The following is a 20053-nucleotide window of genomic DNA, read 5'->3' on the forward strand; positions in this document are numbered from 1 at the left end:
ATCTTCCCACCCTCTGTCATCACCGCACGAGCACCATTGTATGCCAATATCAGCCTCCGCATCGAGAATACGATGCATGGGCCGCCAGAGATTATGCCCGTTGACCTGCCATTGCCCGATATTGCATACCAGATGCGGTGGGAGCGGCGGCGGCGGCCTGACGACAGGCACGACCGCCCGGCATCAGGGGGGAAAGCATGGACAATCCGGCACCGGACGACCGCGCGGCGACGCAGGAGGCCGCCCGGCCCTTGCCGCTGGCAGGACTGCGGGTTCTCGATCTCAGTCAGGTGATGGCCGGACCGTTCGGCTGTATGCTGCTCGGCGACATGGGCGCCGACGTGATCAAGGTCGAGCCACCGGCCGGCGGTGACCAGACCCGCCGCTCCATGGGCTTCCGCATGAAGGGCGAGGACAGCCCCGGCTTCCTGGCGCTGAACCGCAACAAGCGCAGCGTCACCATCAACCTGAAGACCGAGGCCGGGCGCGAACTCTTCTACGCGCTGGTCGAGACCGCCGACATCGTCGTCGAGAACAGCCGGCCCGGCGTCGCCAAGCGGCTGGGCATCGACTACGAAACCCTGTCGAAGCGCAATCCGCGGCTCGTCTATGCGAGCATCTCCGGCTTCGGGCAGACGGGACCCTGGTCGCAGCGTCCGGGCTTCGACCTGATCGCCCAGGCGATGTCCGGTGTCATCAGCGCGATGGGCATTCCCGGCGGCGAACCGATCAAGTCGGGCGTGCCGATTGGCGATCTGGGCGCCGGCCTCCTCGCCGTCTACGGCATCTTGAGCGCTATCATCGGCCGCCAGGCAACCGGCCGCGGGCAGTATGTCGATGCCTCGCTCTTCGAGGCGGCGCTCGGCCTCTCGGTCTGGGAGAGCACCGAATTGTGGGCCACCGGCCGCTCGCCGCAGCCGCTGGGCACGGCCAACCGCATGAGCGCGCCCTATCAGGCCTTCGCCGCCGCCAACGGCCATTTCGTCGTCGGCGCTGCCAACCAGAAGATCTGGCTGACCTTCTGCCAGGTCATCGACCGCATGGACCTGACCGAAGACCCGCGCTTCCGGGACAATCGCGACCGGCTGCAGAACCTGCCGGCGCTGGTCGCCGAGCTGAATGCCGTCTTCAAGACCGAGACCGTCGACCACTGGGTCGATGCCTTCATCGCCGCGGGCGTGCCGGCCGGGCCGATCAACGACTATGCCCAGGTGATGGCGAGCGACCATGTCGCGGCCCGCAACATGGTCATGAAGGTCGAGCATCCGGTGGAAGGCGAGATCAACACACTCGGCTTCCCGGTCAAGCTGTCCGGCACGCCGCAGGAAGTGCGCTATCCGCCGCCGCTGCTTGGCCAGCACACCCGTGACCTCGTCGATGAACTCGGTCTGTCGGACCGCTACGACGAACTGGCCGGCGGCGGAGCCTTCTCGCAATGAGTGCCAACGACGCCGACGGGGCCGTCACGCTGGAGCGGCGCGGCACCGTCGCCCATGTCACCTTCGACCGCCCGGCCGCCCGCAACGCCATGACGCGGCAGATGTACGGGCAGCTCCACGCCATCTGCGACGAGCTGCAGGCCGATGCCACGCTGCGGGCCGTGGTCTTGCGCGGCGCCGGCGGCAAGGCCTTCGTCGCCGGCTCGGACGTACGCATCTTCTCCGGCTTCGAGACCGGCGAGGACGGCATCGCCTATGAGCGCGAGATGGAGGAACACACGCTGGCGCTGGCCCGCATCCCCGTCCCGACCATCGCGGCGATCGACGGCTGGACCGTCGGCGGCGGGCTGAATCTGGCCGCCGTCTGCGATCTGCGCATCGCCACCGCCGGATCGCGCTTCGGCGTGCCCATCGCCAGGACCGTCGGCAATTGCCTGTCCATGGCGAACTATGCCCGGTTGGTCGCCGGCTTCGGCGCCGCCCGGGCCAAGCGCATGCTGCTCCTGGGCGAGATCCTCGATGCCGACGAAGCGCGCGCCTGCGGCTTCCTCGCCGAGATCGTCGAGAAGGACGCGCTCGACGATGCCGTCACCCGCCTCTGCGATACCATCCTCGCCAACGCGCCGCTGACACTGCGGGTGAGCAAGGCCGCCATTGCGCGCCTTGCCGAGGACCCCGGCGCCGACGGCGACGATCTCATCGCGTCATGCTACGGCAGCCGTGACTTCAAGGCCGGGGTCGCCGGCTTCCTGAGCGGCAAACCGCCGGCCTGGGAAGGCCGCTAGGCATCGGCCGGGACCAGCGAGGACCATCCATGACCGCATCCATCGCCGAGACACATGCGAAGCCCGCCCCGGACGCCATTCGGGCCGAACTGCTCGCCGAGTTCGGGCCGAAGACGGTGCTGTCGGACCCGGTCGACATGCAGCGCTATTGCCGCGACTGGCATGGCGACGTGGAGGGCAGCGCCCTGGCCGTGCTGCGTCCCGCCGATACCGAGGAAGTCTCGCGGCTGGTGCGTGCCTGCGCGGCGGCCGGTCTGGCCATCGTACCCCAGGGCGGCAATACCGGGCTGGTGCTGGGCGGCCTCCCGACCGATGCGGCCGGCCATGTCGTCCTGACGCTGGAGCGCATGAACCGCATCCGCACCATTGCCGCCGACGATTTCTCCGCCGTGGTCGATGCCGGCTGCATCCTTGCCGCGATCAACGCGGCGCTGGCCGAACAGGACCTGCTCTTCCCACTGTCGCTGGCCGCCGAGGGCTCCTGCCAGATCGGCGGCAACATCGCTACCAATGCGGGCGGCATCAATGTCCTGCGCTACGGCATGACACGCGAGATGATCCTCGGCCTGGAGGTGGTGCTGCCCGACGGCACGATCTGGAACGGCCTCTCCACCCTGCGCAAGAACAACAGCGGCGTCGACCTGAAGCAGCTCTTCATCGGCGCCGAGGGCTCGCTCGGCATCATCACCGGCGCGGCGCTGCGCCTCGTGCCGAAGCCGACGCGCAGCGAGACCGCTTTTCTGGCGCTGCGCTCCCTCGACGACGTCATGGCGCTCTATGCGCTGGCGCGGCGCGAATGCTGCGACCTGCTGTCGGCCTTCGAGCTGGTGCCGCCCGAGGGCCTGACCTTCGCGAAGGAGGCGGACGCCGACTTCGTGCCGCCGCAGATCGCCGACGCGCCGGCCTATGCGCTGATCGACGTGGCCGCCACCGGCCCGATCGATCTGCGCGCCATGGTCGAGGCCTTCCTCGAAACCGCCATGACGCGGGACCTGGTGATCGACGGCGTGCTCGCCGCCTCCGAACGCCAGGCCGCCGGCCTGTGGCAGATCCGCGAGGGGATGATCGAGGGACAGGCGCTGCGCGGCCCGCATCTGCGCACCGACCTGTCGGTTTCGCCGTCGCAGGTCGCCGGATTCATCACGCAATCCATCGAAGAGCTCGGCCGCAAGCTGCCGAACTGCCTGCCTGTCGCCTACGGCCATGTCGGCGACGGCAATATCCACCTCAACGTCATCCCGCCGCGCGGCCTCGAGCGGGAGGCGCGCGACGCCATGCTCTACGAGGCGAAGACCATCCTCAACGCCGTGGTCGACCGCCATGGCGGCGGCATCAGCGCCGAACACGGTATCGGACGTCTGAAGCGCGGAGACTTCGAAGCACGGCGCTCGCCGGTGCACGAGACCCTGCTGCGCGGGTTGAAGCAGTTGCTCGACCCGGCGGATCTGATGAATCCCGGCTGCCAGCTCACCTCGCCGCGCGACGGCGCGGATGTCAGAAGCCTCGGCTAGAGCAAACCGTGCGGCTCGGCGGCCGCGCGATCAGCGACCGTTCTTCGCTCGCCATTCCTTGAAGCGGGCCTGGTGCTCGTCCTTGGTGCAGGGATAGAGGCCGATGATTGTCTCGCCCTCGCGCACCCGCTCGATGACGAAATCCTCGTAAGCGGTCATCTCCACCGCCTCGTCGGCGACCTCGTCGGCGATATCCGCCGGAATGACGATCACGCAGTCGTCGTCGCCGACGATGACGTCGCCGGGAAACACCGGCGAGTCGCCGCAGCCGATCGGGCCGTTGATCTCGATCGCCTCGTGCAGCGTCAGATTGGTCGGGCTCGACGGCCGCGTGTGATAGGCCGGCATGTCGAGGCCGCCGATCGTCGCCGCGTCGCGAAAGCCGCCATCGGTCACGATGCCGGCGGCACCGCGCACCATCAGACGGGTGATCAGGATATCGCCGGCACTGGCCGCCCGCGGGTCCTTGCGACTGTCGATGACCATGACATGGCCCGACGGGCAGGCCTCGATCGCGGCCCGCTGCGGATGGTCGGGCTTGCGGAACTCGGCGAGCTGGTTGCGGTCCTCGCGGGCCGGCATGTAGCGCAGGGTGAAGGCGGGGCCGACCATGTTGCGGCCCTTCGGCGCCACCGGATGCACCTCCTGGATCACCTGGCTGCGCAGCCCGCGCTTGTAGAGCGCAGTGGCGAGCGTCGCCACCGAGACGCCCATCAGTTTCTGCCGTGTTGCTTCGTTCATCGCCAGGGTCTCGCTCCGGTGCGTTGGTTGGACGCCGGGAACGGCGCCGACGGGATCAGATCAGGCCGTTGGTCGTCAGGAAGTCAGTCATGCGGGTCTGCTGCGCCTCGGTCAACGGCCAAGCCGAGGGCGGCCGTGTCGGTCCGCAATCGTCGCCCATCGCTGCGAGCGCCGCCTTCACGCCGGTGACGTTGGTGCCGTTCAGCTCCTCGGCCCGGATCTCCTCGAAGGCGCGCATGCCGGCGATGAGGTCGCGGGCGGCCGCGTAGTCGGAAGCTTCCAGCGCTGCATGGATCGCCATCGAGCGTTCCGGCCAGACATTGATCAGCCCCGAGGTGAAGCCCCGCGCGCCGACGGCGTAGAAGGCCGGCGCCCAGACTTCCGCGAGACCGCCGACCCAGGTGATCGACGGGTCGCAGGCGGCGATCGCCTCGGCGAGTTTCATCGGGTTGGGCGTTGCCCATTTCACGCCCTTGACGCCTGGCAGCGCGCAAAGCGCGGCGATGCCCTTCGTGCCGATCGCATCATTGCGCAGATACAGCATCACCGGCAGGCCGCCGGAGGCGTCGATGATGGCGCGGACATAGTCGACGGTGCCGCGCGGCGCGACGAACGGGTCCGGCGGCTGGTGGATCATCAACGCGGTCGCGCCGGCCTCGGCCGAAGCGCGGGCCAGCCGGCAGGCATCGCGGATGCCGCGCCCGACGCCGGCAAGCAGCGGCGCCCGCCCGTCCACCAGCGCGGCGACCTCTTGCACCATGGTCACCGCCTCGTCGGTGGTCAGGGCGTAGAACTCGCCGGTATTGCCGTTGACCACCGGCATGTGGACGCCGGCGGCCAGCGCCCGGTCGAGGATCGGCGCCAGCTTCGCCGGCGCAACGTCGCCCGCGGCGTCATAGGGCGTGACCAGAATGCCGGAAATGCCAGCAAGGGCCGTATCGAGATCGTGGCGCATCGCGGCCCTCTAGAAGATGTCGGGTTCGGGAACCGCCGGGCCGAAGCCCCGCTCGAGATAGTCGAAGTCGCAGCCCTTGTCGGCTTGGGTAACGTGGCGCGAGAACATCCAGCCATAGCCGCGGCCATAGCGGGGCTCGGGCGGCGTCCATGCCGCGCGGCGCGCTTCCAGTTCGGCCTCGTCGACCAGCATGTCGAGCCGCCGGTTCGGCAGGTCGAGCCGCACGATATCGCCGGTCTTCAGCAGCGCCAGCGGGCCGCCGACGAAGGATTCCGGTGCCACATGCAGGACGCAGGCGCCATAGGAGGTGCCCGACATGCGCGCGTCGGAAATCCGCAGCATGTCGCGATGGCCCTGCTTGATCAGCGCCTTGGGGATCGGCAGCATGCCCCATTCCGGCATGCCCGGCCCGCCCTGCGGCCCGGCATTGCGCAGCACCAGCACATGGTCTGGCGTCACGTCGAGGTTTTCGTCGTCGATCGCCTTCTTCATCTCCGGATAGGAATCGAAGACCAGCGCCGGCCCCTCATGCACATGGAAGCGCGGGTCGCAGGCCGCCGGCTTGATCACCGCCCCGTCCGGGCAGAGATTGCCGCGCAGCAGTGCCAGCGAGCCCTCGTGATAGACCGGGTTGGACAGCGGCCGGATGACGTCGTCATTGTAGACGACGGCCCCCTCAAGGCATGCGCCCAGCGTCTGGCCGGTGACGGTGAGGCAGGAGGTGTCGAGCCGTTCCTCGAGCTGCTTCATCAGCGCGCGCAGGCCGCCCGCATAGAAGAAATCCTCCATCAGATAGTCCTTGCCCGAGGGGCGGACATTGGCGATCAGCGGCGTCGTGCGGCCCAGTTCGTCGAGATCGTCCAGCGTCAGCTCGACTCCGGCGCGGCGCGCCATGGCGATGATGTGGACGACCGCATTGGTCGAGCAGCCGGTGGCCATGGCGACGATGGCGGCATTGCGCACCGCCGCCGCGGTGACGATCCGGTCCGGTGTCAGATCCTCCCAGACCATGTCGACGATCCGCCGGCCGCAGGCCGAGGCCATGCGCTGGTGGCCGGAATCGGCCGCCGGGATCGACGAGGCGCCCGGCAAGGTCAGCCCCATCGCGTCGGCGATGGCCGTCATCGTCGCGGCGGTGCCCATGGTCATGCAGGTGCCGACCGAACGGGCGATGCCACCCTGGATGCCCAGCCATTCCTCGTCGGTGATGTTGCCGGCCCGCCGCTCGTCCCAGTATTTCCAGGCATCCGATCCCGAGCCGAGGATCTTGCCGGCATAATGGCCGCGCAGCATCGGCCCCGCCGGCAGGTAGATCATCGGCACGCCGGCCGTCAGCGCCCCCATGACGAGACCCGGCGTGGTCTTGTCGCAGCCGCCCATCAGCACAACCCCGTCAAGCGGGTGCGAGCGGATCATCTCCTCCGTCTCCATCGCCAGCATGTTGCGGTAGAGCATGGAGGTCGGCTTGGTGAAGCTCTCGTCCACCGACAGCGACGGCAGTTCGACGGCGAAGCCGCCGGCCTGGGCGACGCCGCGCTTCACGTCCTGCGCGCGCTCGCGAAAATGGCCGTGGCAGGAATTGAGCTCCGACCAGGTGTTGAGGACACCGATGATCGGCTTGTCGCGAAAATCCTCTTCCGCATAGCCGAGCTGCATCATCCGCGAGCGATGGCCGAAGCTGCGTAGATCGTCGGGCGCGAACCAGCGCGCGCTGCGCAGCGTGTCCGGCGTCTTCCGGCGGGTTTCGGCCATGGTTTCCTCGTCCTCGGCAGCATATTTCGGCGGCATGTATGCGCTTACATAAACCAGCTGTCAACGAAGCGGGCGGCGCAGCACAGCTGCCGATACCAAGATGGAAAAGCAAGCCGAATGCGTATACATGTTGGCGCTGAGGCACGGCGGATGCGGGCGCGAAGGTCCAGTCCACGGCGAGCCAGCCGGCCGCGCGAAGCTGACAGTTGACCCATGTGTCGGGACGAGAGGTGGAGACGAGGCGATTGACGGACGATCAGGCTCCACCGCCGAAAGGCGCGCCTCCCGGAGGCGGTCCGGTCACCATGGCGACGATCGGACGGCTCGCCGGCGTCTCGCAGGTCACCGTCTCCCGAGCCCTCAGCGATCCGTCCAAGGTTTCGCCGGCCACGCTGGAGAAGATCCGCGAGGCCATCGCGGTGACCGGCTTCGTCCCCAACGCCCTGGCCGGCGCCCTCGCCTCGCGGCGTAGCCGGCTGATCACCGCCCTGGTGCCGTCGATCACCAACATCGTCTACGCCGCGATGATCAAGGCCTTCAGCGAGCGGATCCGGGCCCATGGCTACCAGATCCTGCTGTCGGAGACCGGGCTGGATCCGGCCGACGAGGAGGTGCTGATCGAGACGCATCTGTCGCGCCGGCCGGACGCCATGCTCCTGACCGGCATCCACCACACGCCGCGGGCCCGCAGAATGCTGCTGGGCGCCGGCATTCCGGTGGTCGAGGTCTGGGACATCACCGACTCGCCCATCGATCTGTGCGTCGGCTTTTCCCATGCCGAGGCCGGGCGCGCGGCCGCCGACTATGCCATCTCGGCCGGCTACGTCAGGGCCGGCACGGTGTCGGCCGACGACGAGCGGGCGGCACGTCGCAAGGCGGCCTTCGTCGCGCGCTTCGCCCCCGCCGCGGAGACGGCGATCGAGACAGTCGATTTCGATGGCCCGGCCAGCCTGGAACGGGGCCGGCAAGGCCTTGCCGAACTCATCGACGCCCGTGGTTTCGCTGGCGGGGTGGTCTTCTGCAGCTCCGACCTTCTGGCCCACGGCGTGCTGATCGAAGCCAAAGCGCGCGGGCTCGCCGTTCCGGCGGACATCGCCGTGATCGGCTTCGGCGACCAGGATTTTGCCGCCCATGTCGAGCCGGCGCTGACCACCGTGCGGGTCGATCGGCCGGCCTTCGGGCGGGCCGCGGCGGAAGCGATCCTCGCCCGTTTCGACGGCACCGGCCCGCAGGCACCCGTCACCGATCTCGGATTCCGGATCGTGGCGCGCACATCCGCCTAGCCTGAAGAACCAACGGTTGCGCGGCGGCCGCCGGTAGAAACCGCGCGACGGACGTCCGGCAGACAGGGCGGGCCGATAAGGAACGATTCACCGAACGTGAACTGTCATGAGGTCATCACAAACTGTTTACCCGGTCTTATGAGTTCGTCCTGCACAAAGTCGCAAATGCAACTGTCAGGGTAATGAATTGTCCGGTTTTCGCGACCCTCGCGCCATGATGCGGATCAGCCATTATTCGATGGTGGGTTGGCTTCTCGCCATCATCGGCCTGTCCGTTCTGGGGCTCACCGGCGCCGGCAGCGAGGATCTCTGGCATACCCGGATCCTCGCCGCGACGACCGCGGTCGCCGTCATCGCCCTGTTCTGGGCATGCCGGCAGCATCGCCTCGAGACCGAACTGGTTCGCCAGAAGGACGCCACGGACCGCCAGAATGCGCTGATCCACGAGCGCGACGGCGTCACCAGGACACTGACCCGCCGGGTTTTCATCATCCGTTGCGGAGCGCAGCTCAAGATCGCGCCCCCATCCGGCGGCTACGCGCTCCTCCTCGTCGACATGGATTATCTCAAGCAGATCAACGACGCCTACGGACACGACATGGGCGATGCCGCCTTGCGTCATCTGGCGACGGTCGCCCGACGCGTCTTCCCCGGCAGCCTCATCGGCCGGGTCGGCGGCGACGAATTTGCGCTGCTGACCGAATGCGCCTCGCCCGAAGCGGCCACCCGGCTGGCCGAGAGCTTCCTGATCGCGCTCGACCACACCGCCTATCACGCCGGCCGACCGCTGAACCTGTCGGCCTCGATCGGCATCGCCTTCGGCCCGGGCGACACCGCCCTGTTCGACGAGCTGATGCAATATGCCGACCTCGCGCTCTACCAGAGCAAGCGGAACGGCCGTGCCCAGGCGACCCTGTTCGAAAACGAGATGCTCCGGGACCAGAAGCACACCCGCTATATCGAGCGCGAGCTGCGCGCCGCGATCCTTTTGAACGAGCTGGAACTCGCCTATCAGCCGATCGTCACCGCCGAGGGCAAGCTGCATGGCTGCGAGGCGCTGGTGCGCTGGCGCCATCCGTCGCGTGGTATCATTCCGCCGGTGGACTTCATCCCCATTGCCGAACAATCGCTGCTCATCGACCTGCTCGGCGAATGGGTGTTCCGCCGCGCCTGCCGGGATGGCGCCGAAACGGACCGATTGTCCATCGGCGTCAATTTCTCCGCCAGCCAGCTCAAGCGCGACGACGTCGTGACGATGGTCGAACGCGTGCTGGCCGAAACCGGCATGCCGGCAAGGCGCATCGTCATCGAGATCACCGAATCCGTCGCCATGAACGCCAATGACGGCGTCATTCGCCGTCTCGCCGCGCTGCGCGCCCTCGGCCTGCGCATTTCGCTCGACGATTTCGGCACCGGCTACAGCGGCTTTTCGTACCTCCGCGCCTTCCCGATCGATTCGATCAAGATCGACCGCAGCTTCGTGGTCAAGCTGGGGGACAGCGAGGCCGACAACGTGCTCATCACCGCCCTTGCCAGCGTCGCCAACGCCATGGGGCTCGCCATCGTCGCGGAAGGCGTGGAGACCGCCGAACAGATGCTGCTGGCCAGCACCGCCGGCTGCAAGCTCTTGCAGGGCTATTACTTCGCCCGGCCCCAGCCATGGTCCGACATCCAGGCGATGCTGGATCGCGGCGGCCCCGTCAGGATCCGCGCGACCGAGGCGGCCTGACCGGGCGATCCCGCGTCGGACGCCCGATCAGGTCGGCCGCAGCTGCGTGCCGGCGTCGTCAGCTCCGCAGATATTTGACGAGGGCGAAGACCCCCAGCACCAGGACGGCGAGCACCAGCACCGCGCCGATCCCCATGCCGCCCATCATCCAGCCCATCGGGCCGGAATCCATCATCATTTCATTGTCCTGCATCATGATCGCAATCCTTGTGTCCGGTTGTGACGCAGATCAGGTGCCGGGCTGGATGTTGCAAGGGAGCGCCCATCTAGAAGGGATGCCGATCCGGTGAGGATCGGCGCCGACCAGGGAGCGTTTCGCCATGATCAGCCGGGTTCCGCCGATCATCGTCTTCGACGTCAACGAGACGCTGCTCGACATCACCACGCTGGAGCCGTTGTTCGAACGGGTCTTCGGCGATGCGGCGGTGATGCGTGAATGGTTCGCCCAGCTCGTTCTCTATTCCCAGACGCTGACCCTGTCGGGCCGCTACACGCCCTTCGGGGAAATCGCAGCGGGCGTCATCCGCATGGTCGGGGAGACCCGGAATGTCGCCGTCGGCGATGACGATGTCGCCGAACTGCGCCGGCGGATCGGCAGCATGCCGGCCCATCCCGACGTCGCCCCGGCGCTGGCGAAGCTGCGCGACGCCGGCTTTCGCCTCGTCACCCTGACCAATTCGCCGCCGTCGGCCGCGCCGACCCCGCTGGACAAGGCTGGCATCGCAGAGTTCTTCGAGGCATCCCACAGCGTCGACAGCGTCGGCCGGTTCAAGCCGGCGCCCGAGACCTATCGCCTCGTCGCCGAGGCGCATGGCGTTGCCACCGGCGATCTCTGCCTCGTCGCCTGTCATGTCTGGGATACGATCGGCGCGCAGGCTGCCGGCTGTTACGGCGCGCTCGTCACCCGGCCCGGCAACGCCGTGCTGCACGCGCCCGAAACACCAAGGCCCGACATCGTCGCTGCCGATCTCGGCGCGATCGCTGACGCCATCATCCAGCGCTTCGCGCCGAAGGGCTGAGGTCTAAGGGGCCAAGGCCGCGCGCTGGCTGTCGCCGCAAGTCCATACCGCCCTGCCCCGCGGCAGGATCATGCCCGCGCGCCGAGCACCTGCACCAGGAACCGCGTCGTGCGCTCGAAATGCGCCGCCACCAGATCGCTGGCCCGGTCGGCATCGCGTTCCAGAACCGCCGCGGCGATCTGCCGATGTTCCTCGGCCAGATCGCGCTCGTGGCGCTTCAGGTCGACCGAGGCCCGGCGGTAACGCTCGCACTGGTCGTGCAGGAGGCTGCGCACATGCAGCAGCCATTTCGACCCGCAGGCCGACACCGTGGCGTAGTGGAAGTCCCGGTTGGCGGTCTCCCATTCCGACAGGGTCTCGTGATCGTCGGACATGATCCGGTCGTCCAGCTTGCCCAGCCGGTAGGCCGCGGCGACGACGCCTGATTCCCACATCGCGTCGCCCTTCTCGATCGCCATCCGCAGCATCTGCAGCTCGATGGCGGTCCGGGCGGTATTGAGATCCTCGAATTCGTCGGCATCGAGCGGCGCCACCGCGAAGCCGCGATTGCCGGTGGCGATGACCAGCCCGTCGGCCGCCAGCCGCTGCAGCGCCTCGCGCAACGGCGTCGGCCCGACTTCGTAGATCCGGCTCAGCCGCTCGATCCGCAGCCGCTCCGTCGGCGCCCGCACCCCGGCGATGATGTCGGTTCGCAGCTGCCGGTAGGCCGCGTCGGTCAGCGTCATGCCGGTGTCCGGTTTCAGGGGGCGCGTCGACACGTCCAGATCCATGAGTGTGGCAGCCTTTCCTTCGCTGGCGCCCCGCATGCCGGCTCTGCGCCGACTTGGCAATCCGCGGGCTCCCGGCACAACGCCGCTTGACCCGTCACTTTCCATATGTTTGCATGTTTTATCGATAAAACAAGGAAGCATCGCGGAAATGAAGCTGCTGACATTCGAACGGGACGGTGTTCCGGGCGCCGGCCTGCTGGATGGGAACGAGATCGTGGTCTGCGAGACCGGCGCGGCGGCCCGCCTTGCGGTGCGGCGCATCGCCGAGGGCGACGCGGAGCTGCTGGATGCGTGGAAGACCAAGGCGGCCAATGGCGCCGAGCGCCTCTCGCAGTCCGACGTGACCATTCTCGCGCCGCTGCCGGAGACGCGCCGCGACATCTTCTGCGTCGGCAAGAACTACCGCGAGCATGCCTCCGAGTTTCACAACAGCGGCTTCGATTCCGGCGGCAAGCAGGCCATCCCGGTCGCGCCCGTCATCTTCACCAAGTCGCTGTCGGCGATCATCGGACCCGGCGCGACCATCGAGGCCGGCCTCGATCGCACCCGCACCGTCGATTACGAGGGCGAGCTCGGCGTGGTCATCGGCAAGCGCGCCTTCGGCGTCTCCAAGGCCGACGCCATGGACTATGTCTTCGGCTATGTCGTCATCAACGACGTCACCTCGCGCGAGCTGCAGCGCCATCACAGCCAGTGGGTGATCGGCAAGGGCATCGACACCTTCGCGCCGATGGGCCCGGTGCTGGTCACCGCCGACGAGGTGCCGGACGTCACCAGGCTGACCGTCACCACCACGGTCAATGGCGAGACCCGCCAGAAGGCCAGCGTCGCCGATCTGATCTTCGACATTCCGACGCTGATCGAGACGATGACGGCCACCATGACGCTGCTGCCGGGCGACATCATCGCCACCGGCACGCCCGCCGGCGTCGGCATCGGCTTCGACCCGCCGCGCTATCTCGCCGACGGCGACCGCGTTGCGGTCACGATCGACGGGCTCGGGACCTTGGAGAATCCCGTCCGCCAGTAACGACAACAATGGGGAGGAAGACAGGATGACACTCAGGACAATCGCCTGCACGCTCGCGGCAGGGCTCGCCGCCGCATCGCTCGCAACCGGCGCCGTGGCGCAGGACCAGACCAGCATCGCCTGGGGCGGCTCCAATCCGGGCGGCGTCATGTACTACATGGTCGGCGTCGCCGGCACCGAGCTCGGCAAGGACCTGCCGGACGTCAACATCACCCAGGTGACCACCGGCGGCTCCACCGAGAACGCCAAGCGGCTGATCAAGGGTGAGCTCGACATGGGCATCGTCTATGGCAGCCACGTCTTCATGGCGCAGGAGCCGACCGGCCCGTTCAAGGACGGAGAGAAGGGCGACATGCTGCGGGGCGTCGCCATGGCCTATGAGGGACCGACCTATTTCGTCACCCTCGCCGACAGCGGCCTGTCGTCGATCGCCGATCTCGCCGGCAAGAAGGTGGCGCTCGGACCGCCGGGATCGGGCACGGTCTTCAACTGCTCCAACATCCTGACGGCGCTCGGCATCCTCGATCAGGTCGAGCCGCAGATGATGACCTTCGCCGACGCCGGCCGTGCGCTGGGCAACGGCCAGATCGACGCCTTCTGCCAGTCCTCCTCGCCGGCCGCGGCCGTCACCGAGCTGGCCGAGACGCGCAACGTGGTGGTGCTGCCCTACGAGGAGGACCAGCTCGCCAAGATCAGCGAGACCTATCCCTTCTACCATACGGGCACGATGCCGGAGACGACCTACAAGGGCGTTCCGGCGACCGACATGCCCTATACCACCGTCTACTGGGTCGCCCATGAGAGCGTGCCGGAAGACGTGGTCAAGCGGATGGTGGCCTCGGCCTATGACCGGCAGGACGCGCTGGCCAACGGCCACAAGGCCTGGGCCCAGATGAAGCCCGACGTCGAGAACTTCGAGGCGCTCGGCGCCCCGATGCATCCCGGCGCCGCCGCCTATTACGCCGAGAGCGGCGCGGCGAAGTAGCCACCCGCCACAGTCAACGCATTGCTGACGCCCCCGTTTTCCGGCTGACCGGAAGGCGGGGGCCTTTCAACCACGAAAAGACGAGACGATGGTGGACGCATCCTGGCTGTTGCGCGTCGATGGCGCACGCCGGTCCCTGACCGGTTTCTACGCCCTCGCCTTCAATCTGGTGGCGCTGGGCTTCACCGGCTTCTACCTCTACACCTCCGGCTTCGGCCTCGTCTCGACCCAGACCAATCGCGGCATCTATCTGATGCTGACCTCGGTGCTGGTGTTCCTGCTCTATCCGGCACGCGCCGGCTCGCCGTCCCACCGCCCGAGCATCGTCGACCTCGTTCTCGTCGCCGCCACCGTCGCCAGCGTCTGGTACTGGATCGACCAGTATGTCAGCTACGCGATGTTCCGCGTCTCCTCGCCCAACACCGCCGATCTGGTGATGGGCGCCATCGCCATCGGGGTTATGCTGGAGACCAGCCGCCGGGCGCTCGGCCCGATCATCTCGATCATCGCCATCGTCTTTCTCGGCCAACTCTATTTCGGCGAATATCTGCCCGGTCGCCTGGCCAATCCCGGCATGTCGGTCGAGCGCATCCTGGAATTCACCTATTCCACCCAGGAAGCGCTGTTCGGCGTCGTCACCGCGACCTTCGCCACCTTCGTCTTCCCCTTCATGATCTTCGGCGCCTTTCTCGAGCGCTCGGGCGCCGGCGCCTTCTTCATGGATCTCGGCACGGCGCTGGCCGGCCGCTGGCGCGGTGGCCCGGCCAAGATCGCGGTCATGACCTCCGCGCTGTTCGGCTCCATCTCCGGCTCCTCCGTCGCAAATGTCGTGACCACAGGCGCCTTCACCATTCCGCTGATGAAGCGCACCGGCTTCCGCAACCATGATGCCGGCGCCATCGAGGCGATCTCCTCCACCGGCGGCCAGTTCATGCCGCCGGTCATGGGCGCCGGCGTCTTCATCCTCGCGACCCTCACCGAGACCAGCTACCTGACCATCGCCCTGATGAACGTCATCCCGGCCGTGGTGTTCTTCATCTTCCTCCTGTCGATGGTCGATCTGGAAGCCGTCCGCCTCGACCTGAAGGGCCTGCCGGCGGAAGAAATCCCCAGCCTGCGCTCGGTGCTGGCCAAGGGCTGGCAGTTCTTCGTGCCGCTGATCGCCGTGATCGGCCTGCTGTTCTCCGGCTATTCGGCCGATTTCTGCGCCTTCTGGGGCACCGTCTCGGCCGCCGCCCTGTCCTGGCTGCGCCGCGACACCCGCATGGGACCGACCGCCATCGCACAGGCCATGGTCGGCGGCGCCCGCAGCAACGCGGCGGCGGGTGCGGCCATCGGCACGCTCGGCATCATCATCGGCGGCATCGTCCTGGCCGGTCTCGGGCTGAAATTCTCCGCCGTCCTGATCGACTTTTCCGGCGGCAATCTCTTCGTCGCGCTCTGCCTCGTGACGGTCGTCTCGATCATCATCGGCATGGGGTCGAGCACCACCGGCTCCTACATCATCCTGTCGGTGGTCGCTGCGCCCGCTTTGATCAATCTCGGCGTGCCTGTGGTGGCCGCGCATCTGGCAGTGTTCTACGCAGCGTGCCTCTCCAACATCACGCCGCCGGTCTGCGTCGCCGCCTTCGCCGGTGCCGCCATCGCCGACGCGCCGCCAATGAAGACCGGCTTCGCGGCCCTCAAATTCGGCGCCACGCTGGTGCTGATGCCGTTCAGCTTCGTCTATGTCCCGCAGCTGCTCCTTGAAGGCACGCCGCTCGACATCGCCTACACGACGGCGCTCTACGCCCTTGGCTGCGTGCTCTTCGCCATCGCGCTTCAGGGCACCGAGCCGGTCGGCGGCGTGGTCACACCGCTGCGCCGTGGGATCTTCCTCGTTGCCGGCGGCCTCTTGATGTTCCCGACCAACATCTGGATCGACATGGCCGGCCTTGCCCTGCTCGTCGTCGCCGCTGCCCCGACGGCCATCGCGCGCCGCAACAGGATCGCGGCCGGCTGACGGCGGCGCGGCGCCAGCCTCGCCGGGCGTCGTTCAGCGCCTGGCATGCCAGCTTGCGACCGGCCGGGTCTCGCGGCCGGACCCTTCCGCCCTGCGACAATCTAGCCTAGACGGGCCGCGGGGGAATCTATTTCGGGAGGGGATCCATGAACCTGCATGCAGTTTTCGCGCGGAGCGAGGCGCGCGAAATCCGGGCCGGGCTGGTCGGTGCCGGCGAGTTCGGCGCGACCTTCGTGGCGCAGTCGCGGCATATTCCGGGGCTCGTCGTCCCGGCGATCTGCGACCGCGACATGGACCGCGCCCGCCGCTCGCTGCTGGCGGCGGGCGTCGCGGCGGAGGCCATCACGCTGTGCGACACGCGCGCCGCCGCGCTGGCGGCCATCGAAGCCGGCCGGACGGCGGTCGTCGACGATGCGCTGCTTCTGGCCGCGCTGCCGCTCGACGTGGTGGTGGAGGCGACCGGCCATCCCGAAGGCGCTGCCGCAACGGCCGCCGCCGCCATCGACAATGGCCGCCACAGCGTCATCGCCACCAAGGAAGCCGAGATCGTCGTCGGTCCGATCCTCGCCCGGCGCGCCGCCTCGGCCGGCGTGGTCCACACGCCGGTGGATGGCGACCAGCCGAGCCTGCTGATCGGCCTGATCGGCTGGGCACGGCTCCTCGGCCTGAAGATCGTCGCCGCCGGCAAGGCCAGCGAATCCGACTTCGTCTGGAACCCGGCCGACGACACCGTCACCGCCTGGGGACGATCGGTTGCGGCGCCGCATTTTCGCGATCTCTTCGCGACCGGCGATCCGACCGCCGCGATCCCACCCCGCGAACTGGCGGAATTCGCCCGCACCACCGTGCCCGATCTCTGCGAGATGGGCATCGTCGCCAATCACACCGATCTTGATCCGGACGTGCCGGAACTGCACGCGCCCATCGCCCGCACGGTGGAACTGCCGCATCTCATGCGGCCCCGCGCCGCCGGTGGCCTTCTCGGCCGCGCCGGCGTCGTGGACATGTTCAACTGCCTGCGCCGGCCGGACGAGCTCAGCTTTGCCGGCGGCGTCTTCGTCATCGTCGAGGCGCCCGATGCGGCAACCGGGCGGCTCCTCGCGGGCAAGGGCATTCCGGCGAGCCCTGACGGCCGCCATCTCCTAATCCATAACCCGGTGCATCTTCTCGGCGTCGAGGCGCCGATGTCGGTGCTGTCGGCGGCCCGGCTCGGCAGCTCGACCGGCGGCACCGAGGTCAGGCCCCGCTACGACCTCGTCGCCCGCGCCCGGCGCGATCTCACCGCGGGCGAGACGCTGGCCATCGGCGCGCGCCACCAGATGGAGCCGCTGGATCACCTGCTGATGCCGGCCCGGCCGCTCGGGGCCGGCGCGCCCGCGCCCTATTACCTGATGGACGGGCGCACCCTGCGCGCCCCGGTCGCGGCCGGCGAGATCGTCACCTGCGACGCCGTCGCCTTCGACACGGCGAGCACGCTGCACCGGCTGCGCAGCGAGCAGGACGACGTCTTTTTCGCCAACCGCTGACGTCGCAAGAGCGGGCGACCGCGACCGGTCGTCCGCTTCCATGCTCCGCGCGCGCCGAATGGCGAAGATGGGAAGAACCAACTCCGATCCGGCGTCCCCGCGCCAATCCATTCCTTGATGGAAGCCCCGCGAATACCGAGTTTCCGGTCAATGCGCGACAGGCGCCTCCCAATCCAGGAATGACCCCATGAAGCTCACGCTCGCAACGCTCACCGCCGCCCTTCTCCTCGGCACCGCCGCCCATGCCGGCAGCCTCGAGGACATCAAGTCCGCCGGCACCCTGCGGATCGGCACGGAGGGCACCTATGCCCCCTTCACCTATCACGATGCCTCCGGCGCCCTCGTTGGCTTCGATGTCGAGATCGGCCGCGAGATCGCCGAGCGGCTCGGCGTCGAGGTCGAGTTCGTCGAGGGCAAGTGGGACGGCCTGATCGCCGGCCTCGCCTCCGACCGCTACGACGCGGTGATCAACCAGGTCGGCATCACCGAGGAGCGGCAGGCCCGCTTCGACTTCTCCAAGCCCTACATCGTCTCCAAGGCGGTCCTCATCGTGAAGGACGACAATGAGGACATCGCCAGCTTCGCCGATCTCGACGGCAAGCGGGCGGCCCAGTCGCTGACCTCCAATTACGGCCGCATCGCCGAGGAAGCCGGCGCCAGCCTCGTCGGCACGGAAGGCTTCGACCAGTCGATCCAGCTCGTCCTCACCGGCCGCGCCGACGCGACGATCAACGACAACCTTTCCTATCTCGACTTCAAGAAGCAGAAGCCCGACGCGCCGGTGAAGATCGTCGCCTCGGAAGCCGAGGCCGCCGCTTCCGGCGTGGTCGTCCAGAAGGGCAATCCCGAGCTCGTCGCCGAGATCGACAAGGCGCTCGATGCGATCCGCGCCGACGGCACCTACGAGACCATCTCGCAGAAATATTTCGGCGCCGACGTCTCGCGCTGATCTTCGACGGCGGCGGCGGGATGCCCGCCGCTGCCGCTGCCCTACATCGTCGCCGAAGGGTGAGGTTCCGGCCGAGCACCGGAACCGGGTTACCCGCGCCCGCTTGCTGCGACAGGATCGGACCGTCCCTTGCCCCCCACCCTGCAATTGATGCTCGACTCGCTCTGGCCGCTGGTCCGGGCGGGTCTCGTCTTCACCGTGCCGCTGGCGATCCTCTCCTTCGCCTTCGGCCTGTCGCTCGGCTTCATGACCGCCGTCGTGCGGCTGTTCGGGCCGAAGCCGCTGGCCGCCATCGCCCGCTTCTATGTCTGGTTCATCCGCGGCACGCCGCTGCTGGTCCAGCTCTTCGTCATCTTCTACGGCCTGCCCAGCGTCGGCATCCTGATCGACGCCTTTCCGGCGGCGCTGATCGGCTTCACCCTCAGCGTCGGTGCCTATACGTCGGAGATCATCCGCGCGGCCCTGTCCTCCATCAACAAGGGCCAGTGGGAAGCCGCCTATGCGATCGGCATGACCCGGAACCAGGCGATGAAACGTACCATCGTGCCGCAGGCGATACGTGTCGCCGTGCCGCCGTTGTCGAATTCTTTCATTTCGCTGGTCAAGGACACCTCGCTGGCCGCGGCGATCACCGTGCCGGAGCTGTTCCAGCAGGCCCAGCGCATCGTCGCCACGACCTACGAGCCGCTCATCCTCTATGTCGAGGCGGCGCTGCTCTATCTCGTCCTGTCCTCGGTCCTCTCCGCCCTGCAGAGCCGGCTGGAGGCGCGCTTCGGGCGCCAGGGCGGCTATCTGGAGTCCGGCGCATGATCCGCCTGTCCGGCATCGCCAAGAGTTTCGGCGAGAACACCGTCCTCGACGGCGTCGATCTGAATATCGCCGAGGGCCGCGTCACCGCCCTGATCGGCCCGTCCGGCAGCGGCAAGAGCACGCTGCTGCGCACTGCCAACCTTCTGGAAATGCCCGAGGCCGGCACGCTGGAGATCGGCGATGCGAGGGTTGCCTTCGCGCCGGGCCAGCGCCCGTCGCAGGCCGAGATCCTGGCGCTGCGCCGCAGGACCGGCATGGTGTTCCAGAACTTCCAGCTGTTTCCGCATCGCTCGGTCGCCGACAATGTGACCGAAGGGCTCACCACCGTCTGGAAATGGCCGGCCGCCAAGGCGCGAAGCCATGCAATGACGCTTCTGGAAAAGGTCGGCATGGCCCACAAGGCCGATGCCTGGCCGGCGACGCTGTCGGGCGGCCAGCAGCAGCGCGTGGCCATCGCGCGGGCCATCGCCGCTTCGCCGACGCTGCTTCTGTGCGACGAGCCGACCTCGGCCCTCGATCCGGAACTCGCCATCGAGGTCGTCGAGGTGCTGCGGACCCTCGCCGAGGAGGGCATGACGATGCTGATGGCGACCCACGATCTGCGGCTGGCTGCCCAGATCGCCGATCATGTCGCCTTTCTCGACGGCGGCCAGATCGTCGAGGAGGGACCGCCGGAGACGATCTTCCGCACGCCCACCGATCCAAGGACGACCCGTTTCGTCGGCACGCTGCTGGGCGCCGCCGGCGGACACTGACCGCCCGCCGCA

General features: G+C 68.0%; 18 protein-coding genes. 13 read left to right on the forward strand and 5 right to left on the reverse strand.

Annotated features, from left to right (window positions below; translation table 11 throughout):
• The first annotated feature begins 197 nt into the window (after positions 1–197).
• From J3367_RS13125 to J3367_RS13135, 3 genes are read left to right on the forward strand one after another with little or no spacing between them, the layout of a single operon-like run.
• Positions 198–1439 (forward strand): CaiB/BaiF CoA transferase family protein, encoded by a 1242-nt coding sequence (locus tag J3367_RS13125; protein ID WP_029703463.1) that lies wholly within the window; start codon positions 198–200, stop codon positions 1437–1439.
• Entirely contained in the window at positions 1436–2224 is a 789-nt protein-coding gene (locus tag J3367_RS13130; protein ID WP_024351546.1) for an enoyl-CoA hydratase/isomerase family protein, read from the forward strand. Before J3367_RS13125 ends, J3367_RS13130 begins: the two co-directional genes overlap by 4 nt.
• A 29-nt stretch (positions 2225–2253) precedes the next feature.
• A complete protein-coding gene (locus J3367_RS13135; protein ID WP_029703461.1) occupies positions 2254–3735 on the forward strand; it encodes an FAD-binding oxidoreductase in 1482 nt (493 codons plus the stop codon).
• Positions 3736–3765: 30 nt separating this feature from the next.
• Here the strand turns inward: J3367_RS13135 and J3367_RS13140 are convergent, their stop codons facing one another.
• The 3 genes from J3367_RS13140 to araD are packed head-to-tail and all read right to left on the reverse strand — an operon-like array spanning position 3766 to position 7183.
• Positions 3766–4476, reverse strand: coding sequence for a ribonuclease activity regulator RraA (locus J3367_RS13140; protein ID WP_024351544.1), 711 nt, complete (start codon positions 4474–4476; stop codon positions 3766–3768).
• 55 nt (positions 4477–4531) lie between these two features.
• A complete protein-coding gene (locus J3367_RS13145; RefSeq protein ID WP_024351543.1) occupies positions 4532–5431 on the reverse strand; it encodes a dihydrodipicolinate synthase family protein in 900 nt (299 codons plus the stop codon).
• Positions 5432–5440: 9 nt separating this feature from the next.
• Positions 5441–7183, reverse strand: a complete 1743-nt coding sequence (gene araD / locus J3367_RS13150; RefSeq protein ID WP_024351542.1) for an L-arabinonate dehydratase — start codon at positions 7181–7183, stop codon at positions 5441–5443.
• 305 nt (positions 7184–7488) lie between these two features.
• Between araD and J3367_RS13155 the strand changes: the two genes are divergently transcribed.
• Positions 7489–8466: a LacI family DNA-binding transcriptional regulator gene (locus J3367_RS13155; protein ID WP_024351541.1), complete on the forward strand. Its 978-nt coding sequence runs from the start codon at positions 7489–7491 to the stop codon at positions 8464–8466.
• Positions 8467–8680: 214 nt separating this feature from the next.
• On the forward strand, positions 8681–10195 hold the full coding sequence (locus J3367_RS13160; RefSeq protein ID WP_024352167.1) for a putative bifunctional diguanylate cyclase/phosphodiesterase: 1515 nt from the start codon (positions 8681–8683) through the stop codon (positions 10193–10195).
• A gap of 58 nt (positions 10196–10253) precedes the next feature.
• On the opposite strand, the gene J3367_RS13165 is transcribed toward J3367_RS13160, so the two are convergent.
• Entirely contained in the window at positions 10254–10391 is a 138-nt protein-coding gene (locus J3367_RS13165; RefSeq protein WP_155898572.1) for a hypothetical protein, read from the reverse strand.
• 124 nt (positions 10392–10515) lie between these two features.
• Between J3367_RS13165 and J3367_RS13170 the strand changes: the two genes are divergently transcribed.
• Complete coding sequence (locus J3367_RS13170; protein ID WP_024352166.1) at positions 10516–11214, forward strand: haloacid dehalogenase type II; 699 nt, start codon at positions 10516–10518, stop codon at positions 11212–11214.
• Between the two features lie 68 nt (positions 11215–11282).
• Here J3367_RS13170 and J3367_RS13175 read toward each other — a convergent pair whose 3' ends face one another.
• A complete protein-coding gene (locus J3367_RS13175; RefSeq protein WP_230788450.1) occupies positions 11283–11972 on the reverse strand; it encodes a GntR family transcriptional regulator in 690 nt (229 codons plus the stop codon).
• 160 nt (positions 11973–12132) lie between these two features.
• On the opposite strand from J3367_RS13175, the gene J3367_RS13180 reads away from it, so the two are divergent.
• The 7 genes from J3367_RS13180 (at position 12133) to J3367_RS13210 (ending at position 20041) form a co-directional block, all read left to right on the forward strand.
• Positions 12133–13014: a fumarylacetoacetate hydrolase family protein gene (locus J3367_RS13180; RefSeq protein ID WP_024352164.1), complete on the forward strand. Its 882-nt coding sequence runs from the start codon at positions 12133–12135 to the stop codon at positions 13012–13014.
• Positions 13015–13039: 25 nt separating this feature from the next.
• Positions 13040–13999 carry a TAXI family TRAP transporter solute-binding subunit gene (locus tag J3367_RS13185; RefSeq protein WP_024352163.1) on the forward strand — a complete coding sequence of 320 codons (960 nt, stop codon included), beginning with the start codon at positions 13040–13042 and terminating at the stop codon, positions 13997–13999.
• Between the two features lie 88 nt (positions 14000–14087).
• Positions 14088–16001 (forward strand): TRAP transporter permease, encoded by a 1914-nt coding sequence (locus J3367_RS13190; protein WP_024352162.1) that lies wholly within the window; start codon positions 14088–14090, stop codon positions 15999–16001.
• A gap of 146 nt (positions 16002–16147) precedes the next feature.
• The gene (locus J3367_RS13195; protein ID WP_024352161.1) at positions 16148–17527 is read left to right on the forward strand and encodes a hypothetical protein; all 1380 of its coding nucleotides are present in this window, start codon (positions 16148–16150) and stop codon (positions 17525–17527) included.
• A 187-nt stretch (positions 17528–17714) separates the two neighbouring features.
• Positions 17715–18476, forward strand: coding sequence for an amino acid ABC transporter substrate-binding protein (locus J3367_RS13200; protein WP_024352160.1), 762 nt, complete (start codon positions 17715–17717; stop codon positions 18474–18476).
• Positions 18477–18605: 129 nt separating this feature from the next.
• Positions 18606–19286, forward strand: a complete 681-nt coding sequence (locus J3367_RS13205) for an ABC transporter permease subunit (protein ID WP_024352159.1) — start codon at positions 18606–18608, stop codon at positions 19284–19286.
• Positions 19283–20041, forward strand: a complete 759-nt coding sequence (locus tag J3367_RS13210; protein ID WP_024352158.1) for an amino acid ABC transporter ATP-binding protein — start codon at positions 19283–19285, stop codon at positions 20039–20041. Before J3367_RS13205 ends, J3367_RS13210 begins: the two co-directional genes overlap by 4 nt.
• The last annotated feature ends 12 nt before the right edge of the window (positions 20042–20053 follow it).

Origin of the sequence: Aurantimonas sp. NFXS3, from assembly GCF_049132005.1 — a bacterium.
In the GTDB taxonomy this organism is placed as follows: Bacteria; Pseudomonadota; Alphaproteobacteria; order Rhizobiales; family Rhizobiaceae; genus Aurantimonas; species Aurantimonas coralicida.

Bases quoted from the DNA above. Each gene is read 5' to 3' on its own strand.
- J3367_RS13125 (WP_029703463.1), top strand. From the start codon at position 198: ATGGACAATCCGGCACCGGACGACCGCGCGGCGACGCAGGAGGCCGCC.
- J3367_RS13130 (WP_024351546.1), top strand. From the start codon at position 1,436: ATGAGTGCCAACGACGCCGACGGGGCCGTCACGCTGGAGCGGCGCGGC.
- J3367_RS13135 (WP_029703461.1), top strand. From the start codon at position 2,254: ATGACCGCATCCATCGCCGAGACACATGCGAAGCCCGCCCCGGACGCC.
- J3367_RS13140 (WP_024351544.1), bottom strand. From the start codon at position 4,476: ATGAACGAAGCAACACGGCAGAAACTGATGGGCGTCTCGGTGGCGACG.
- J3367_RS13145 (WP_024351543.1), bottom strand. From the start codon at position 5,431: ATGCGCCACGATCTCGATACGGCCCTTGCTGGCATTTCCGGCATTCTG.
- araD (WP_024351542.1), bottom strand. From the start codon at position 7,183: ATGGCCGAAACCCGCCGGAAGACGCCGGACACGCTGCGCAGCGCGCGC.
- J3367_RS13155 (WP_024351541.1), top strand. From the start codon at position 7,489: ATGGCGACGATCGGACGGCTCGCCGGCGTCTCGCAGGTCACCGTCTCC.
- J3367_RS13160 (WP_024352167.1), top strand. From the start codon at position 8,681: ATGATGCGGATCAGCCATTATTCGATGGTGGGTTGGCTTCTCGCCATC.
- J3367_RS13165 (WP_155898572.1), bottom strand. From the start codon at position 10,391: ATGATGCAGGACAATGAAATGATGATGGATTCCGGCCCGATGGGCTGG.
- J3367_RS13170 (WP_024352166.1), top strand. From the start codon at position 10,516: ATGATCAGCCGGGTTCCGCCGATCATCGTCTTCGACGTCAACGAGACG.
- J3367_RS13180 (WP_024352164.1), top strand. From the start codon at position 12,133: ATGAAGCTGCTGACATTCGAACGGGACGGTGTTCCGGGCGCCGGCCTG.
- J3367_RS13185 (WP_024352163.1), top strand. From the start codon at position 13,040: ATGACACTCAGGACAATCGCCTGCACGCTCGCGGCAGGGCTCGCCGCC.
- J3367_RS13190 (WP_024352162.1), top strand. From the start codon at position 14,088: ATGGTGGACGCATCCTGGCTGTTGCGCGTCGATGGCGCACGCCGGTCC.
- J3367_RS13195 (WP_024352161.1), top strand. From the start codon at position 16,148: ATGAACCTGCATGCAGTTTTCGCGCGGAGCGAGGCGCGCGAAATCCGG.
- J3367_RS13200 (WP_024352160.1), top strand. From the start codon at position 17,715: ATGAAGCTCACGCTCGCAACGCTCACCGCCGCCCTTCTCCTCGGCACC.
- J3367_RS13210 (WP_024352158.1), top strand. From the start codon at position 19,283: ATGATCCGCCTGTCCGGCATCGCCAAGAGTTTCGGCGAGAACACCGTC.